The sequence below is a fragment of the Hymenobacter puniceus genome, from assembly GCF_014333525.1.
Taxonomy (GTDB): Bacteria; Bacteroidota; Bacteroidia; order Cytophagales; family Hymenobacteraceae; genus Hymenobacter.
Window position 1 is genome coordinate 798780 of sequence record NZ_JACSCX010000001.1, and the last position, 14081, is coordinate 812860.

Genomic DNA, 14081 nt, shown 5'->3' on the forward strand with positions numbered 1-14081 from the left:
ACGGACATTTCATACACCCAGCGCCTGCCGACGGCGGCGCGAGGCCAGCACGAAACTGCCCGCTGCCGCCACCACGGCACCCGCCAGTGCTGCCCAGGCCAGCTCGGGGTACTCGGGGCGGCGCGCCACCCAGATAGCCAGCAGCGCCCACGCCCCCACCAGCGCCGGAACTTCGTCGCGGAGCTCACGACTCAATAGCAGCCCCAAGCCCACTACTACGGCCAGGAGCACCAGCGTCAGGAGCACCGTGAAGTTTTCGGCAGCTTGCCAGCCCAACTGTCGCAACCCGATGGTGATGTTGATGGTGGCGGCCACCGAAATCCAGCCCAGATACAACGCAAACGGCACGCTTACCCAACGCGGGGCGCTATGGTCCAGCACCCGATGCCGCGCCCGGCCATATACTACTATCAGGGCGCCCAGAATCACGAGCATAGTAGCGACGCTAGGAAGTATGTGCTCGTAGGCAAACAGCACCACCCAGCCGGCCGTGGCCACGCTGGCCAGCGTGAGCGGCTTCGCCACGGCATCGGGCAGGGAAAGGTGGCGCTGGGCGGGCAGCAGCTGCCAGACGGCGTAGAAAGTCAGGGCCAGAAAAATCAGGCCCCAGATGCTGAACGCGTAGCCCGCTGGCGTGAGCAGCGTCGGGTACTTGGCCGACACCTCGCCCATGGTCTGCCCGTTGAAAGGAAAGGCGTTGGCGTAATAGTTCAGGAAGATGTTGCCGAGAATAGCGGCGGCGGCCAGCCAGCGCCAGGTGTGGCCGGAGGCGGGAGAGGAGTGTGAGTGGGCAGGCATAAACCAAATAGATGCAGGCTTTCGTCTACGGGCGAGCTTGCGCAATGTTAACCGAATGCGGGTTGCGCCGCTCTTTCAGAAAACCCGCAGTGTGGTGGCAGCAAACCGGGCAGGTTCCTGCTGCCATTCCTGCCACAGCTGCTGCCGGTGCGGGGCCGCTTCCAGCAGCCAGTTGAAGGCTGACCCCACGTCTAGGAAAAAGTGCAGCTCGAAGGGCAGCTTCAGTGAGCTGTCGTAGACGGGAGCAGTAGCCACCAGATAGTTGTGCAGGTCGGGGGGCAACACCAGGGCCAGATGCTGCACGGGCGTGGTAGCCATGGCCGCAAACCACTCCTGCGCAATCCAGCTCTGCTCGGAGTGGCCCAGCGGAGGCACCCCCTGCATGTCTACCAGCCAGTTGGTTACCTGCTTGCGGCGGCTGAACGCCATCAGCCACTCCAGCGCCGGCCGGAAGCCCTGCACTTTTTGGCCAGCCCGCCACCCAACCCGTAGCAAGCCAGTAGCCGCATCGTGCTGTACCCGCAGCATCGGATTTTCCATTATCATCATGGCCCGGCGTACGCTTGGTTATCCACCTATAAGTTAACGCCTTTATAGGCTACAACAAGTATATAATAGTCAGAATATTTAACTCCCAGACACAACGCCGCCCCCAACCAGCGCAAGGCCAATTGAGGGCGGTAAGAACTGTGGTTCCTGGTTGAACGGTGCAGAGACGCAACACTTTGTGTCTCTACATTCTCCTACAACTTTTCGGCCAGGAAGCGGGCGGTGTGGTTGGTGCCCTTCAGCTTCACCATGTCTTCGGGAGTGCCTTCGAAGAGCAGGTGGCCGCCATTGGTGCCGCCCTCGGGGCCGAGGTCGATCAGCCAGTCGGCGCACTTGATGATGTCCATGTTGTGCTCGATGATGAGCACCGAGTTGCCTTGCTCCACCAGCGCGTTGAGGGCCGTCATCAGCTTGTTGATGTCGTGGAAGTGCAGGCCGGTGCTGGGTTCATCGAAGATGAACAGGATTTTATCGTTCTGCAGGGTATTGCCCTTGGTCAGGAACGAGGCCAGCTTCACGCGCTGGGCCTCCCCGCCGCTCAGCGTGTTGGCCGACTGCCCCAACCGGATGTAGCCCAGCCCCACGTCGTCGAGCGGCTTGAGGCGCTCCACAATTTTGGGCTGCTCCTTGAAGAACGTGATGCTGTCCTCGATGGTCATGTCGAGCACGTCGTTGATGGCCTTGTCTTGATACTTCACGTCCAGCACATCCTGCTTGAACTTGCGGCCCTCGCAGGCTTCGCAGGTCAGGTAGATGTCAGCCATAAACTGCATTTCAATCTTCACCTGGCCTTCGCCCTGGCACACCTCACAGCGGCCCCCGTCGATGTTGAAGGAAAAGTGCGAGGGTTTGAAGCCGCGCGCTTTGGCCAACTGCTGATCGGCAAACAAGGTCCGGATGGCGTCGTATGCCTTTACGTAGGTAACCGGGTTAGAGCGGCTGCTCTTGCCGATGGGGTTCTGGTCGACGAACTCCACGTGGGTTACCTGGCCGTTTACGCCGGTGAGGCGGTCAAACTTACCCGTTGCTTCGCCCGCGCCGCCGCCCAACTGCTTGAGCAGGGCCGGGGCCAGAATCCGCTTCACCAGGGTGCTTTTACCGGAGCCCGATACGCCCGTTACCACCGTCATGACGTTCAGCGGAAACTTGACGCTCACGTTCTTAAGGTTGTTTTCGCGGGCGCCGGTCAGCTCCAGGGCGTTGCGCCAGGGGCGGCGGGTTTTGGGCACCTGCACCGCCATGCGGCCGCTCAGGTACTGGCCGGTATAGGTGTCGGAAGTCAGGACCTCGGCGTAGGTGCCCTGGAACTGCAAGATACCGCCGCCACTGCCGGCCTCGGGTCCGATGTCGATAATCTGGTCGGCCTGCTCCATCATTTTGTCCTCGTGCTCCACCACAATTACGGTGTTGCCGAGCTGCTGCAAGGAGCGCAGCACGCCAATCAGCTGCTCGGCGTCCTTGGGGTGCAGGCCGATGCTGGGCTCATCCAAGATGTACATGGAACCCACCAGCGCCGAACCCAGCGAGGTAGCCAGCGAAATCCGCTGGCTTTCCCCGCCCGAGAGCGTGCTGCTGAGGCGGTTGAGCGTGAGGTAGCCCAAACCCACCCGGTTCAGGTATTCCAAGCGGTTGGTTACTTCCGTCACGAGGCGCTCGGCTACTTTGGCTTCGTGCTCGGGTAGGTCGAGGGTTTGGAAGAACTCCAGCGCCAAGCTCACTGGCAACAGAACCAGATCGGTGATGCTCTGGCCCTGAATCTTGACGTACTGAGCATCTTTGCGCAGGCGGGTACCCCGGCAGTCGGGGCAGGTGGTGCGGCCCCGGTAGCGGCTTTGCAGCACGCGGTACTGAATTTTGTGGGTCTGCTCGCTCACCCACTTAAAGTAAGTATCAAGGCCGTCGAAGTACTTGTTGCCCTTCCAGAGCAGGGTGCGCTCGGCTTCGCTCAGCTCGTTGTAGGGCCGGTGAATCGGGAAGTCGAAGCGGATGCCGTTTTTGAGCAGCGGCTTCAGCCACTCGCTCTGCTTATCGGTGCGCCAGGGCGCAATGGCACCCTCGTACACCGTCATGCTTTTGTCGGGAATCACCAAATCCTCGTCAATGCCCAGCACCGAGCCGAACCCTTCGCAGGTCTGGCAGGCGCCGTAGGGGTTGTTGAAGGAGAAGAAGTTGACGCTTGGCTCCTCGAAAACCACTCCATCCAGCTCGAATCGGTCGGAGAATTGCTTAGTTGTTAGTTGTTGGTTGTCAGTTGTCAGGCCGTTCTGGTTACTAACAACTGACAACTGATAACTGACAACTAACGTCCCGTGGCCCTCGAAGAAGGCGGTTTGCACCGAGTCGGCGAGGCGGAAGGTGAGGTCTTCGTCGCCGGGGATGATGACGGCCCGGTCAATCATGATGAAGACTTCGCCCTTCACTTCGGGCCGGCCTTCGGCAATGAGTTCTTCGATGAAGGCGGTTTCGCCGTTTACTACTACCCGGCTGTAGCCTTTCTGGAGCAGCAGATCCAGCTCCTTGCTCATGGGGCGGCCGTCCTGGGCGGGCTGCAAAGGGGCCAGCAGCATCACGCGGGTGTCGGCGGGCAGGCGCATGAGGTAGTCCACCACGTCGGCCACGTTGTCCTTCTTCACCTGCTCGCCGCTCACGGGCGAGAAGGTGCGGCCCACCCGCGCAAACAGCAGCTTGAGGTAGTCGTAGATTTCGGTGCTGGTGCCCACGGTGGAGCGGTTGTTCTTGATGCTGACCTTCTGCTCGATGGCAATGGCCGGCGAAATGCCCCGGATGTAGTCCACGTCGGGCTTGTCCATGCGGCCCAGGAACTGGCGGGCGTAGCTGCTGAGGCTCTCCACGTACATGCGCTGGCCCTCGGCGTACAGCGTATCAAACGCCAACGAGGACTTACCCGAGCCCGACAGACCCGTGACCACAATGAACTTGTTGCGCGGCAACGCCACACTCAGGTTCTTGAGGTTGTGGACGCGGGCGTTTTTGATAAGGATAAACTCGCGCGGGTCGAGCTGGTCAATGGGGTCAGCCGCGGGGGCGGCTACTTGCAGAGCGGAATTGTCGGCCATAGGTCGTTAAACAGCGTGGGGCGGGGGTTTGGTTTCCCGCCGCGCGGTTTAGGTCAGGCGAAGGTACGGCGGGGTGGCAGTGTCGTGCTACTTTATCCACTCCTTACTCTGCTGCCAGCAGCGCAATGCGGTCCAGCTCTGCCCAAACGGCGGGAACATCTCCATTTATCCGCCTCAGTTTATGCCGGAGCTCTGTCATTATTTTAATTTGTTGGATTATCCAATCCGTGAACTTGCCATACGCTATCCTGTCCAAGCCACGCGCATCCGGGTCATAACCCTTAATGATATAGAGTGTAACTAGTGGGTTATCAGTCCCCAATTGGATGGTATAGAAGTTATATCCCTGCCATTGTGAAATCACAAAGTCTCGTGCAGCGAGTGTTTCGTTGTTTTCCGCCAGCAACGTGGTGGCGCATTCCCAGCTGTAATCCAGGGAATCGGCCGTGAAATCCTGACCGCCCATCCACTCCATCGTGCCTTTGCCGCACCACTTCAGGAAAAGCCGGTAGGCCTCGGGAAATTGGACGCCCCACTCCTTCTCTGTTTCTTCTATTTCTGCATCCGTACAGCCTAGCTCAGCTATTGGCACGTCCAGTCCCGTAGTGAGCAGATATGCATTGAGTTCTATGTAAAAGTTGAGTAGACAGCTCATTGCTTGCACAGCCAATAAATGTATTTGCAAGAGTTTCGAAGATATAGCTGCATCTGCAAGAAACGAGCTGTACATTCTGATTATGCTTCGCCCCCATGCTGGCGCGCTTGTAGCGCCGCGTAACGCGTGACCAGCCTCTGCGTGGAGGGTGCCTCCCCCTAACCCAACTGCGCCGAGTAAGCCCTGCGACTGAGGGGCCATGGCCCGAATCCAGCCGTGCCACCCGCACAGATGCGCGTAGCATAGCTGCTAAAGTAGCATAGCTGCTAAAGCGTAAGCCTCACTTGGCGCAGCCGGGAGAGGGCGGCAGCCAAGTTGGGATGGACGTTCGAACACCGGCCGCTCCCGCCAGCTACCGCGCCGTACGGTGCGGCAGTATCTTGCGCGCCCCAAACAAATTGCCGCCATACCAAGTAGTGGCGGCACGCCGTTTACCCGCCCATCCTGCCCAAATTTTCCTAACAACGCCTGTATGAAAAGATTACCTGCACTGCTGCTATTCACGCTTGGCGTGGGGGCACACGCCAGCGCCCAGCAGCCGGATAGCCTTTCGTTTATTCGGTCTAAGCGAATGTCGGATGCCGACCTGGCCAAGAAGCGGGAAGGCACTTTCATTACGGGCCTGCCGGATGCGTCGTCTGATCCGGTGACGGGGTTTGGGGTGGGCATCAAGTCCAACGTGTACTGGAATGGCACGCGCGACAATCCGCTTTTCGCCTACACGCCTTACCTGGCGCACCTCAAGGCCAACGTTGCTTACTACACCTCCAATGCCCGCGAACTGTCGCTTTCCGCCGATGTGCCCTACTACCGGGGCTCGCGCTGGCGCTACCGGGTGGATTTCAAGGCCCAGCAGAACCCCACCAACCTGTACTTCGGGCTGACCGACGCCACGCTGGGCCAGCTTCGGCTGCCCTCAGACCCGACCAGAACCTTTGCGACCTACGAGGACTACGACAATGCCCGCAAGCAGCTGCGGCCCGGCCAGGCGGGGGAAGCGGCTCTGGTGACGGACGCCTTGTCCAACCGGTTTCGGGAGACGGAGTACATGCTCAACCTGAAGGCCGACTACGCCATCGGGGCTGGGAAAATGCGGGTGATGGGCGGCTACGAAATTCAGAACCTGCAGTACAAAACCTTCACGGGCACCAAAACCGACGCGGTAGACCCGCAAACCGGCGCCAGCAGCAGCGCCCCCAACGGCAAGTCGCTGCTGGAGCGCGACTTCGAGCAGGGCACCATCTTCGGGTTGAAAGGTGGCTGGATTTCCATCGTGCAGACGGCCCTGATCTACGATACCCGCGACTTTGAGCCCGACCCTACCAAGGGCGTGTACTTTGAAGCAGCCAACGAATTTTCCAATAAAATCATCGGCTCGCAGTTCAATTTCAACAAAGTGTTTTTTCAGGGGCGCCTGTACCAGAAGCTGCCGGTGGGCCGGCGGACGGTGTTTGCGGCCCGCGCCGGCGCCGGCACCATCTTCGGCAAGGAGGCGCCCTTCTTCGAGTTTCAGGACCAGTGGAGCCCGGATGGCAGCATCAACGCGCTGGGTGGCAAGCAGTCGTTGCGGGGGTATCGGCAGAACCGGTTTCTGGCCCGTACGGTGGCTTTCGCCAACACCGAGCTTCGCATCCGCGTGGCCGACCTGAAGCTGGGCCGCCAGAGCTTCGGGTTTGGCGTGGCACCGTTTGCGGATGCCGGCACGGTCCGAAACCGGTGGCAGGACCTGAGCTTCGACAACATCAAACTCTCGTACGGGGCGGGGGGCCGGGTGGCCTGGAACCTGTCGACGATTGTGTTTCTGGACTACGGCATTTCCCGGGAAGACCGGTTGCTGTACTTCGGCATCGGGCAGGTTTTCTAGCCGACACCCCTGCTGGCCGCACTGGCTCGGGTTAGGCGCTACTTCTTCAGCCCCTTTCCTACTACCTGCTTCCACACCGCATAGCCGGCGGGGGCCAGGTGGAGGCTGTCGGACTCGTAGAACTGCGGACGGGGGCGGCCGTTGGGGCCGAGTAGCGGCGTGGCAGTGTCGAGGTAGCGCAGGCGCTTGGGGTGCGCGGCCACGTACTCGCGGATGAGGCGGTTGGCTTCCTGCATCTGCGGGTAGAGCGCCCAGCGCGACGGGCTGGGCTTGATGGCCAGAAACACCAGCGGCACCTTCGGCAGCTTTTGCTGCATTAGCTGTTCAAAGGCCAGAAACGACTGAAACACCTCCTGCGGCGTGGCCCCGGCATTGATGTCGTTGTCGCCCTCGTAGAGCACCACCTGGCGCGGATTGTAGGCCACCACCAGCTTATCGAAGAAGTGCAGGGCGTCGGGGAAGCGGGAGCCGCCGAAGCCGCGGTTGAGTGCCGGGCGGCCCGGCAAATCCTCGCGCAACGTTGTCCATTTGCGCACCGACGAGCTACCATAGAACAGGATGGGCCGGGCAGGCGGCGGCGTGAGGCTGTCCTGGCGGGCAAAGGCGCGCAACTCGTCGGTCCACTGGGCGGGGTTGAGCGGGGGCACGGCTGCCGACTGCGCCCAGCTAGCCCCCAGTGTTGTCAGCCAGAAGCCACCTATTATCATTACTAGACGCATCAGATACAGCATAGGGAAACAGCTAAAGAGGGCCGGGCCTCGCGAAAAACAGGTTGTCAGTAGAAGGTAACGGCAACATGTGGCAGGCTGCACAAATTCTGTTGTATTTGCAGTAGCTAAACTGCCAGGCGGCCTGCCCTATGCCCATCGAACTCTTCAACGCCGAGGTGAAACTAGAGAAATTCTCCGGCAAAGGCGGCTGGACGTATGCACCGCTGCCGGCCACGGTGTCGGCCCCCAAGTCATGGTTCAACCAGTTGCGGGTGAGCGGGCAGATTGATGATTTCGTGCTCTACAACGCCAGCCTGATGTCGATGGGCAAGGGCCGGCTGTTTCTGCCGGTGCGCGCCGCTATCCGCAAGCAGCTCGGCAAGGAAGCCGGCGACGTGGTGCAGCTAGTGCTGCTCTGCGCCGACGAGGATGCGCCACTCTCGGTATCGGCCGAGGACTTTGCGGAATGCCTGGCCGAAGTACCGGCCGCCCTGACCACCTATCAGCAGCTGCCCGCCGCCGACCAGCAAGCCTGGGTGGCGTGGGTAGCCTCCGCCCCTACCGACGAGCAGAAAGTGGCGCGCGTGGAAATTGCCTGCCAGCGCCTGGCTTACCACAACAGTTCTTCTCGCTGCCTGCCGCTAACCTGACCCTCCCCCGTAGGGTGCGGTGCCTGCCCCCGCCCGCCGTTGCCCGAACGATTATCCCAACGGCATACCCTGGCGGCTATGAGCGGCCCGCGGCTGAACGGCGTAGCTTTGCGGGGCGGGCAGAGGTTGCCCGCATGGTTAGTTGGCGGGTACTTATGAGCTTATTGCAGGTTGCGGGAATATCGGTGCAGGAAAGCAGCCACACGGCGCTGCAGGATGTCAGCTTCTCGCTGTCGGAAGGACGGCGGCTGGCCATTGCGGGTGAAACTGGGGCCGGCAAAAGCACCCTGCTCCAGGTGATTGCCGGGCTGGTGCAGCCCACGGCCGGTACGGTCACGTTTGATGGGCGCCGCGTGCGCGGGCCCCACGACGTGCTGATTCCGGGGCATCCGGGCGTGGCGTATCTGTCGCAGCATTCGGAGCTGCCGCACTCGTTGCGGGTGGAGCAGGTGCTCCGCTACGCCAGCAAGCTGGCCGTGGAAGAAGCCGAGGCGCTGTACGATTTGTGCCGCATCCGGCATCTGCTGGCGCGCCGCACCGACCAGCTTTCTGGCGGTGAGAAGCAGCGGGTGGCGCTGGCCCGGCTGCTGCTGGGGTCGCCGCGGCTGTTACTGCTGGATGAGCCGTTTTCCAACCTCGACCGCGCCCACAAGCAGCTGCTCAAAGCCGTAATTGAGGATATCGGGGCCGAGCTGGGCATCACCTGCATGCTCGTTTCGCACGACCCTACCGACACGCTGGCCTGGGCCGAGGAGCTGCTGGTGCTGCAGGCGGGCCGGCTGGTACAGCAAGGTTCGCCCCAACAGGTGTATCAGCAGCCCGCCAACGAGTACACGGCCGGGCTGTTCGGCGACTACAACCTGCTGACCGGGGCGCTGGCTACGGCGCTGGCGCAGCAGGCCAGCCTGAAACTCCGCCGCAAACCGCTATTGGTGCGGCCCGAGGCCCTGCAGCTCAACCCGGATGCGCCGGGACTAGCCGGCACCGTGCGGGCCGTACGGTTTGTGGGCAGCTACTCCGAAGTGGACGTAGCCCTCAAAGGCGGCCAACTGACGGTGAAAACGGCCGCGCCCACTGTAGCGCCCGGCGAGGCCGTGACGGTGGCGGCTACGGCGGCGTGGTATCTTGGGTAGCGGCGCGACACTTCGCGTCTCGTCGTTGAACGGCCGGAACCGTGCCATACTGCCCAGGCGGCGCGGACGACGCGACGCGAATACGCGTCACTACACTGGTGAGGTTGGAGTGCTTATATCAGTTCAGTTCTGGTACCGGCCGCCGCCAGGTAAACAGGAACGGCAGGCATCCTACTAGCAACAATACAGAGCCGACAATACCCAAGCGGGTAGCCAGCGGCCACACTTCAAATGGCGACCGAAGATATGCCAAGCCACTTTTGACGACCTCGATTTCATAGCAATGCGTCCGGGAGGTGAGTATGGCAAGTACAAACAGCGCAACGGGAAGCAGCTTGCTTTCCCGCCTGTGCCATACCACCAGGGCCGACAGCATGCACCCACCCAGAATAGCCAGGAACCATGCATATAAAGGCGCGGCAATCAGTCCGCCTATATCTGTTGCCCTGAACACCTGGGGCGAGTTCTCTAGGGCCCGCATTCCTCCTCGTTCATATAGTGTCAATAGCTCGGCATAGGGAATCAATGCCAGCTGCCGCGCACCAAGGATGAATAAGGATATGGATAGAAAGTGCAGGAACAGTAAACGCCAGTTGATACGTGACAGCTGAATTGGCATAAGTCAGGATAGATGGGCTTACTTCCGCGAAGAAATTGATTACTGAACAAATACTCTTGAGTTGAATACCATCATAGAAAATGCAGTAAGTACCCCTACCTCACTGCGCATCAAAAATCACCGCACCCTGCGCGACGTGGAGCGGCACTACCTAATGCCGCGAATGGTGTTCATCAGTTCCAACGGCCACGGTATATCCACGGAGTTCGTGCGCTGCACGATACCGTCGCGGCCGGTCTGCAGTTGGTTTAGTAGTGCATGGCTACCTGCTGTGCGCCGTCAGGTGCGGCTCAGCTTCAGGTGAAGCCGACTGGGAAACGGCTGGATAAGCTGGCTCTGCCGCAGACGCGGTGTGCCGTTCGGCAATGCGCCGGCGAATATCAGCAATGCAGTCCTGAGTGTATTCCCTACTGCCGGCTTCGGTCATGAGGGCTGCTTTGGCTTCGGCTAGCGCCAGTAGGTGCAGGGCCTGCTCATCGTGGTGCAGACTGAACGCCACAGCGGCCCGCACGAAATAAGAATCCTCCGGCGGCAATGGCTGTATTTGTTCGGCACGCGTCAGCCAATGCTGCGCATCGGCGGCAACAGCGTTGTGGACGCCTGCAACGTATGCCGCCTGGCAAAACAAGAGTTGCTGAACAGGAGCCGAGGCAATATGCTTACAGTCCAGTGCCGCATTCAGGTGAAAACGCCCCTGCGTCAGGTCATGCACGTCGAAGTAGTAGCTGTAAGCGTATAGGTGCGCCAGGCAGTCTGCTTCCGTGTTCGTGGTGCTGCCCAGCAGCTTCGGCAGCCATGCCGGATTCCAGTCGCGGGGCCGCTGGCCTTGATAGGTGGCATCATGAATCCGGAGAAGCGCGTAACTGCGTGCCGCAGCCGGGGTCCGGAGTAAGAGCTGCAGTATTTTGGCGCCATCGGTGGTGAGGGTGAGCGGCAGCAGGTTCATCACGCCCAGACACACCGAGATGCACCCAAAGCTACCCAGCAACAGCCCCAGCATAAATACTGGCAGAGAGACACCCTGGCTGAGCAGGTAAATCAGTTTCATTTTTTCGCTGACCAGGAGTGCCACGCCGCCAGTCAGGAGGTTGAGTAACGGGCCCGCGCTTAGAAAGATGCTGTGGCGCAGCCGAAACCGGTGGAAGCGGGAAGGCACCGAGACAACAAAGCCCCAAGCATTATTTCGGGTTCGGGCCAGCCGGGCGCGCCATTTGCTGCCGTGCCGCTCCACTCGCAGCCATAGCACACTATATATCAAGCAGTAGTAGCCCATGAAGTGGCCTGCCACCCAATGCCCGAACTCATGCACCGTTATGCTCAGCACCAAGGCCGGCACTATAACAGTAAACGGCAGCAAGGCATCAAACCCCGTTAGTCCGGCCCGCTGTATTTCGTGGGATACTGCTACAAACCAGTCGGGTAGCCACTGCAAAATACAATACATGACAGCAAACGACACCACATAGCTCCAAACCCGCTGCGTTGCCCAAGAAGACGACTCTACACGCATATAAAACTTTATCTAACAACTGCCAACCAGCAGCATAGCAGCAGCAATGTACTGCCCACCTTGGCTGAAGTCCAAAACAGACTCCTGCGCCAACTGGTGACCCGGCAGCGGCAACTGGCCACGGCATCACCAGTCAACTCCTTTGGCCGGACAGATGAGGCGGTGGCGGGCGGCACCCGCTAAGCAGGGCGGCAAGTATGCTGCCCCCGTGACAAGGGCCGCTGCCCAGGTGACAACGCCTAGTGGCGGGCTGACGAGCCGTGCTAACCGGGTGGCATCCGCTGGTAACGGTGTCGCAACGCCCTCAGCCCGCCGCAGAGGCTTCAGCAGCGGCGCGACTGTCCATATGCGGGAGTATTGATAAGGATGCGGGTGGCTTTGAGCGAGTGGGGTAAATGGTGTGGTCCCGACTTGCTGCGTTGCATTAGATGATGTACAATCCAATTGTTATAGCTAAGGGAATGTTTCAGGTTCTCGTCGGCAGGACTAAATACTGTATTTCTTGACTATATTTAGTATTATATCTTCAATAAAATCAATTGCTTTTGTTTCTATTATTTTTATTGCAGATGGATGAGCAGCAGAGTTTCTGATTCCTAATTTTGCATCTAATATCTTTTTAATATCATGTGTAATGATATTCGCTGAACGACACATATCTAAAAATTTACCTTCTGGAATTTCACTAAAATCATCTTTAGTATTTACTTTTCTTATTTTTATAAATTTATCTGTGCTTTGAGAAAGAATATCGTTGAATTCAGTTAGTTTATTTTTTAATATACATTTTTGCATATGGTCAACACCTAACGTCCAAGTCATAATAATAGCTGCTCTGTATGCCTGTACTTCAAAGCACTTAACAGCTTCTTCGAAGAAGTCACTTTCCATTTCATTGTCGAGGCTACTCAATAGCTCTCTTATATCCTTATTTGCTACTGCTTTAGGAGTGTTATTGCCAATTTTAGCAGAAATTTTTTCTTCAAAATTTCTGCTTATTTGATAATTTGTCTTTGTTCTAATGTACTTAGAGGTTAGCGCTTGTTTTGCTGTCTTCGCAGTGTTCCTAGTAAGATAAGTGCCAATACTGGAGTGTGGTCTTAACCTCAAGCACTCAAAACATTTTTGAATGTCTCTCGGCATAAAGCCAGCCGCACTGTTAGATACATGTAGAAAGTAAGCAAAAAAATCTACTTGGTCGCTTGCATAAAGAGTGTAAAATTGATCTATACTCTTTATGTATTCCTCAATTACCATACAGTGTTTGCTATTATTTGAATTTAAGCTTTTGTTCCAAATGATTAATGCCTGCTGTTGTTAGCTTATAATTATTACCCTCCTTTATCAAATAGCCTTTCACATTTATAGTCTCAGATAAGCTTTGAACAAGTGCTTCAGGAGTCTTAGGTATTAGATCTTTTAACGTTCGATAGCAGGTAAATATATGATCGACACTTATTTCATCATGCTTCAAAATCTCTTGCATGTAATAAGTAAATATTAAATTTCTGTCGTATGCAGATAATGACTTATGCTGTTGGAAAAAATCACTCAGAATTACTTTGTCTTTGGGGTAAAGATCCAAGTCTGATATCAACTTATAATCCGCTGTATTCTTTCTAATCTTGTTCGAATCTGAAGTAGATTCTTTTTTTGTTTCTCGCGGCATTATTTAAATCCCAAGTATTTTCAATTGAATCGTCTAGTACCTCCTTTAGAAAAATAGATGTCAAGTCATTACCAGGTTTGATAAGGCTAATATTGTCGTCTTGGCTATGATAAAAATCCTTATTATTTCCTTTTATCCATGAACCCCAATGGCTGTCATGAATATTGAGCTTAGTTAGAAATGATACTAAATCTGCCTTTGCAACCTGATCTGATTTGTTTAATTTATAGTATGATAGCAGTAGATATGTAAGTCTCTGAGCAAAGTCTAATTTGCCTTTAGCTTTTAGCCTTGTTTCGCTTAGAATTATCTCGCCATTTATAATGGAGAATATATTTCTTATTGGATGTTCGGCATTAGTTACATCTTCTGCTTTAACATCTTCTTGTATAGATGGAAGTTTGTTTATGATATCTTCTGTTTGTGAAATGTTATTATTAAACAAACTACCTTGTGCCTCGAAATCTGAACTGGATTTTTTGCTATTTGCACGTGGTATATTAAGGCTACGGCCTGCTAAAACTATTCCTAAAGCATGCCCTAAATTATTTCCTACCTCATCAGAAAATACAGCCTTAAATCTTCTGTGTCTTGGGCCTTCGTCGAATTCAAAAACATTGTGATTAAGAGGAATAGCTTCTGTGCTATCAACTTGGCTTTCTATTTTAGTTCCACAGTATATACATGCTTTAGCATCCTTCTCTAGTGGCTCCTTGCATCCTACACACCTCACACTGCTGCCACATTGTGAGCAGAAATGAGCTTTAGTAGGTAACTGAGTAGGGCAGAAAGGGCATTCGATGTAATCCATTCTTTTGTTGTAAGTAACGGTGATAGAATGATCAAA

Annotated in this window: 13 protein-coding genes; 3 read left to right on the forward strand and 10 right to left on the reverse strand. The window is 56.6% G+C overall.

Translation table 11 applies throughout. The features are described from left to right. Positions 1-9: 9 nt before the first annotated feature. The 4 genes from H8B14_RS03455 to H8B14_RS03470 form a co-directional block, all read right to left on the reverse strand. The gene (locus tag H8B14_RS03455) at positions 10-798 is read right to left on the reverse strand and encodes a hypothetical protein (protein ID WP_187314188.1); all 789 of its coding nucleotides are present in this window, start codon (positions 796-798) and stop codon (positions 10-12) included. A 75-nt stretch (positions 799-873) separates the two neighbouring features. Continuing rightward, positions 874-1338 carry a hypothetical protein gene (locus tag H8B14_RS03460; protein WP_187314189.1) on the reverse strand — a complete coding sequence of 155 codons (465 nt, stop codon included), beginning with the start codon at positions 1336-1338 and terminating at the stop codon, positions 874-876. A gap of 203 nt (positions 1339-1541) precedes the next feature. After that, on the reverse strand, positions 1542-4424 hold the full coding sequence (gene uvrA / locus H8B14_RS03465; RefSeq protein WP_187314190.1) for an excinuclease ABC subunit UvrA: 2883 nt from the start codon (positions 4422-4424) through the stop codon (positions 1542-1544). A gap of 103 nt (positions 4425-4527) precedes the next feature. After that, entirely contained in the window at positions 4528-5154 is a 627-nt protein-coding gene (locus H8B14_RS03470; RefSeq protein WP_187314191.1) for an SMI1/KNR4 family protein, read from the reverse strand. 397 nt (positions 5155-5551) lie between these two features. On the opposite strand from H8B14_RS03470, the gene omp85 reads away from it, so the two are divergent. Next, entirely contained in the window at positions 5552-6943 is a 1392-nt protein-coding gene (gene omp85 / locus H8B14_RS03475) for an Omp85 family outer membrane protein (protein ID WP_187314192.1), read from the forward strand. Positions 6944-6981: 38 nt separating this feature from the next. Here omp85 and H8B14_RS03480 read toward each other — a convergent pair whose 3' ends face one another. Next, positions 6982-7662: an SGNH/GDSL hydrolase family protein gene (locus H8B14_RS03480; RefSeq protein WP_261989857.1), complete on the reverse strand. Its 681-nt coding sequence runs from the start codon at positions 7660-7662 to the stop codon at positions 6982-6984. 140 nt (positions 7663-7802) lie between these two features. Here H8B14_RS03480 and H8B14_RS03485 point away from each other — a divergent pair, with 140 nt between their 5' ends. Together H8B14_RS03485 and H8B14_RS03490 are read left to right on the forward strand one after the other, a co-directional pair. Next, on the forward strand, positions 7803-8303 hold the full coding sequence (locus tag H8B14_RS03485; RefSeq protein ID WP_187314193.1) for a YdeI/OmpD-associated family protein: 501 nt from the start codon (positions 7803-7805) through the stop codon (positions 8301-8303). 155 nt (positions 8304-8458) lie between these two features. Beyond that, positions 8459-9436 carry an ABC transporter ATP-binding protein gene (locus tag H8B14_RS03490; protein ID WP_187314194.1) on the forward strand — a complete coding sequence of 326 codons (978 nt, stop codon included), beginning with the start codon at positions 8459-8461 and terminating at the stop codon, positions 9434-9436. Positions 9437-9554: 118 nt separating this feature from the next. Here the strand turns inward: H8B14_RS03490 and H8B14_RS03495 are convergent, their stop codons facing one another. The 5 genes from H8B14_RS03495 to H8B14_RS03515 form a co-directional block, all read right to left on the reverse strand. After that, positions 9555-10055 (reverse strand): hypothetical protein, encoded by a 501-nt coding sequence (locus tag H8B14_RS03495; protein ID WP_187314195.1) that lies wholly within the window; start codon positions 10053-10055, stop codon positions 9555-9557. 262 nt (positions 10056-10317) lie between these two features. Continuing rightward, on the reverse strand, positions 10318-11499 hold the full coding sequence (locus tag H8B14_RS03500) for a M50 family metallopeptidase (RefSeq protein ID WP_187314196.1): 1182 nt from the start codon (positions 11497-11499) through the stop codon (positions 10318-10320). A 552-nt stretch (positions 11500-12051) separates the two neighbouring features. Continuing rightward, positions 12052-12822 carry a hypothetical protein gene (locus H8B14_RS03505; protein ID WP_187314197.1) on the reverse strand — a complete coding sequence of 257 codons (771 nt, stop codon included), beginning with the start codon at positions 12820-12822 and terminating at the stop codon, positions 12052-12054. A gap of 13 nt (positions 12823-12835) precedes the next feature. After that, complete coding sequence (locus H8B14_RS03510) at positions 12836-13150, reverse strand: hypothetical protein (RefSeq protein ID WP_187314198.1); 315 nt, start codon at positions 13148-13150, stop codon at positions 12836-12838. 34 nt (positions 13151-13184) lie between these two features. Next, entirely contained in the window at positions 13185-14045 is an 861-nt protein-coding gene (locus H8B14_RS03515; RefSeq protein WP_187314199.1) for a zinc ribbon domain-containing protein, read from the reverse strand. Positions 14046-14081 lie beyond the last annotated feature (36 nt).

Coding starts and splice junctions, on each gene's coding strand:
- H8B14_RS03470 (WP_187314191.1), bottom strand. CDS start 5,154: ATGTACAGCTCGTTTCTTGCAGATGCAGCTATATCTTCGAAACTCTTG.
- H8B14_RS03500 (WP_187314196.1), bottom strand. CDS start 11,499: ATGTATTGTATTTTGCAGTGGCTACCCGACTGGTTTGTAGCAGTATCC.
- H8B14_RS03485 (WP_187314193.1), top strand. CDS start 7,803: ATGCCCATCGAACTCTTCAACGCCGAGGTGAAACTAGAGAAATTCTCC.
- uvrA (WP_187314190.1), bottom strand. CDS start 4,424: ATGGCCGACAATTCCGCTCTGCAAGTAGCCGCCCCCGCGGCTGACCCC.
- H8B14_RS03495 (WP_187314195.1), bottom strand. CDS start 10,055: ATGCCAATTCAGCTGTCACGTATCAACTGGCGTTTACTGTTCCTGCAC.
- omp85 (WP_187314192.1), top strand. CDS start 5,552: ATGAAAAGATTACCTGCACTGCTGCTATTCACGCTTGGCGTGGGGGCA.
- H8B14_RS03460 (WP_187314189.1), bottom strand. CDS start 1,338: ATGGAAAATCCGATGCTGCGGGTACAGCACGATGCGGCTACTGGCTTG.
- H8B14_RS03515 (WP_187314199.1), bottom strand. CDS start 14,045: ATGGATTACATCGAATGCCCTTTCTGCCCTACTCAGTTACCTACTAAA.
- H8B14_RS03490 (WP_187314194.1), top strand. CDS start 8,459: ATGAGCTTATTGCAGGTTGCGGGAATATCGGTGCAGGAAAGCAGCCAC.
- H8B14_RS03505 (WP_187314197.1), bottom strand. CDS start 12,822: ATGGTAATTGAGGAATACATAAAGAGTATAGATCAATTTTACACTCTT.
- H8B14_RS03455 (WP_187314188.1), bottom strand. CDS start 798: ATGCCTGCCCACTCACACTCCTCTCCCGCCTCCGGCCACACCTGGCGC.
- H8B14_RS03480 (WP_261989857.1), bottom strand. CDS start 7,662: ATGCGTCTAGTAATGATAATAGGTGGCTTCTGGCTGACAACACTGGGG.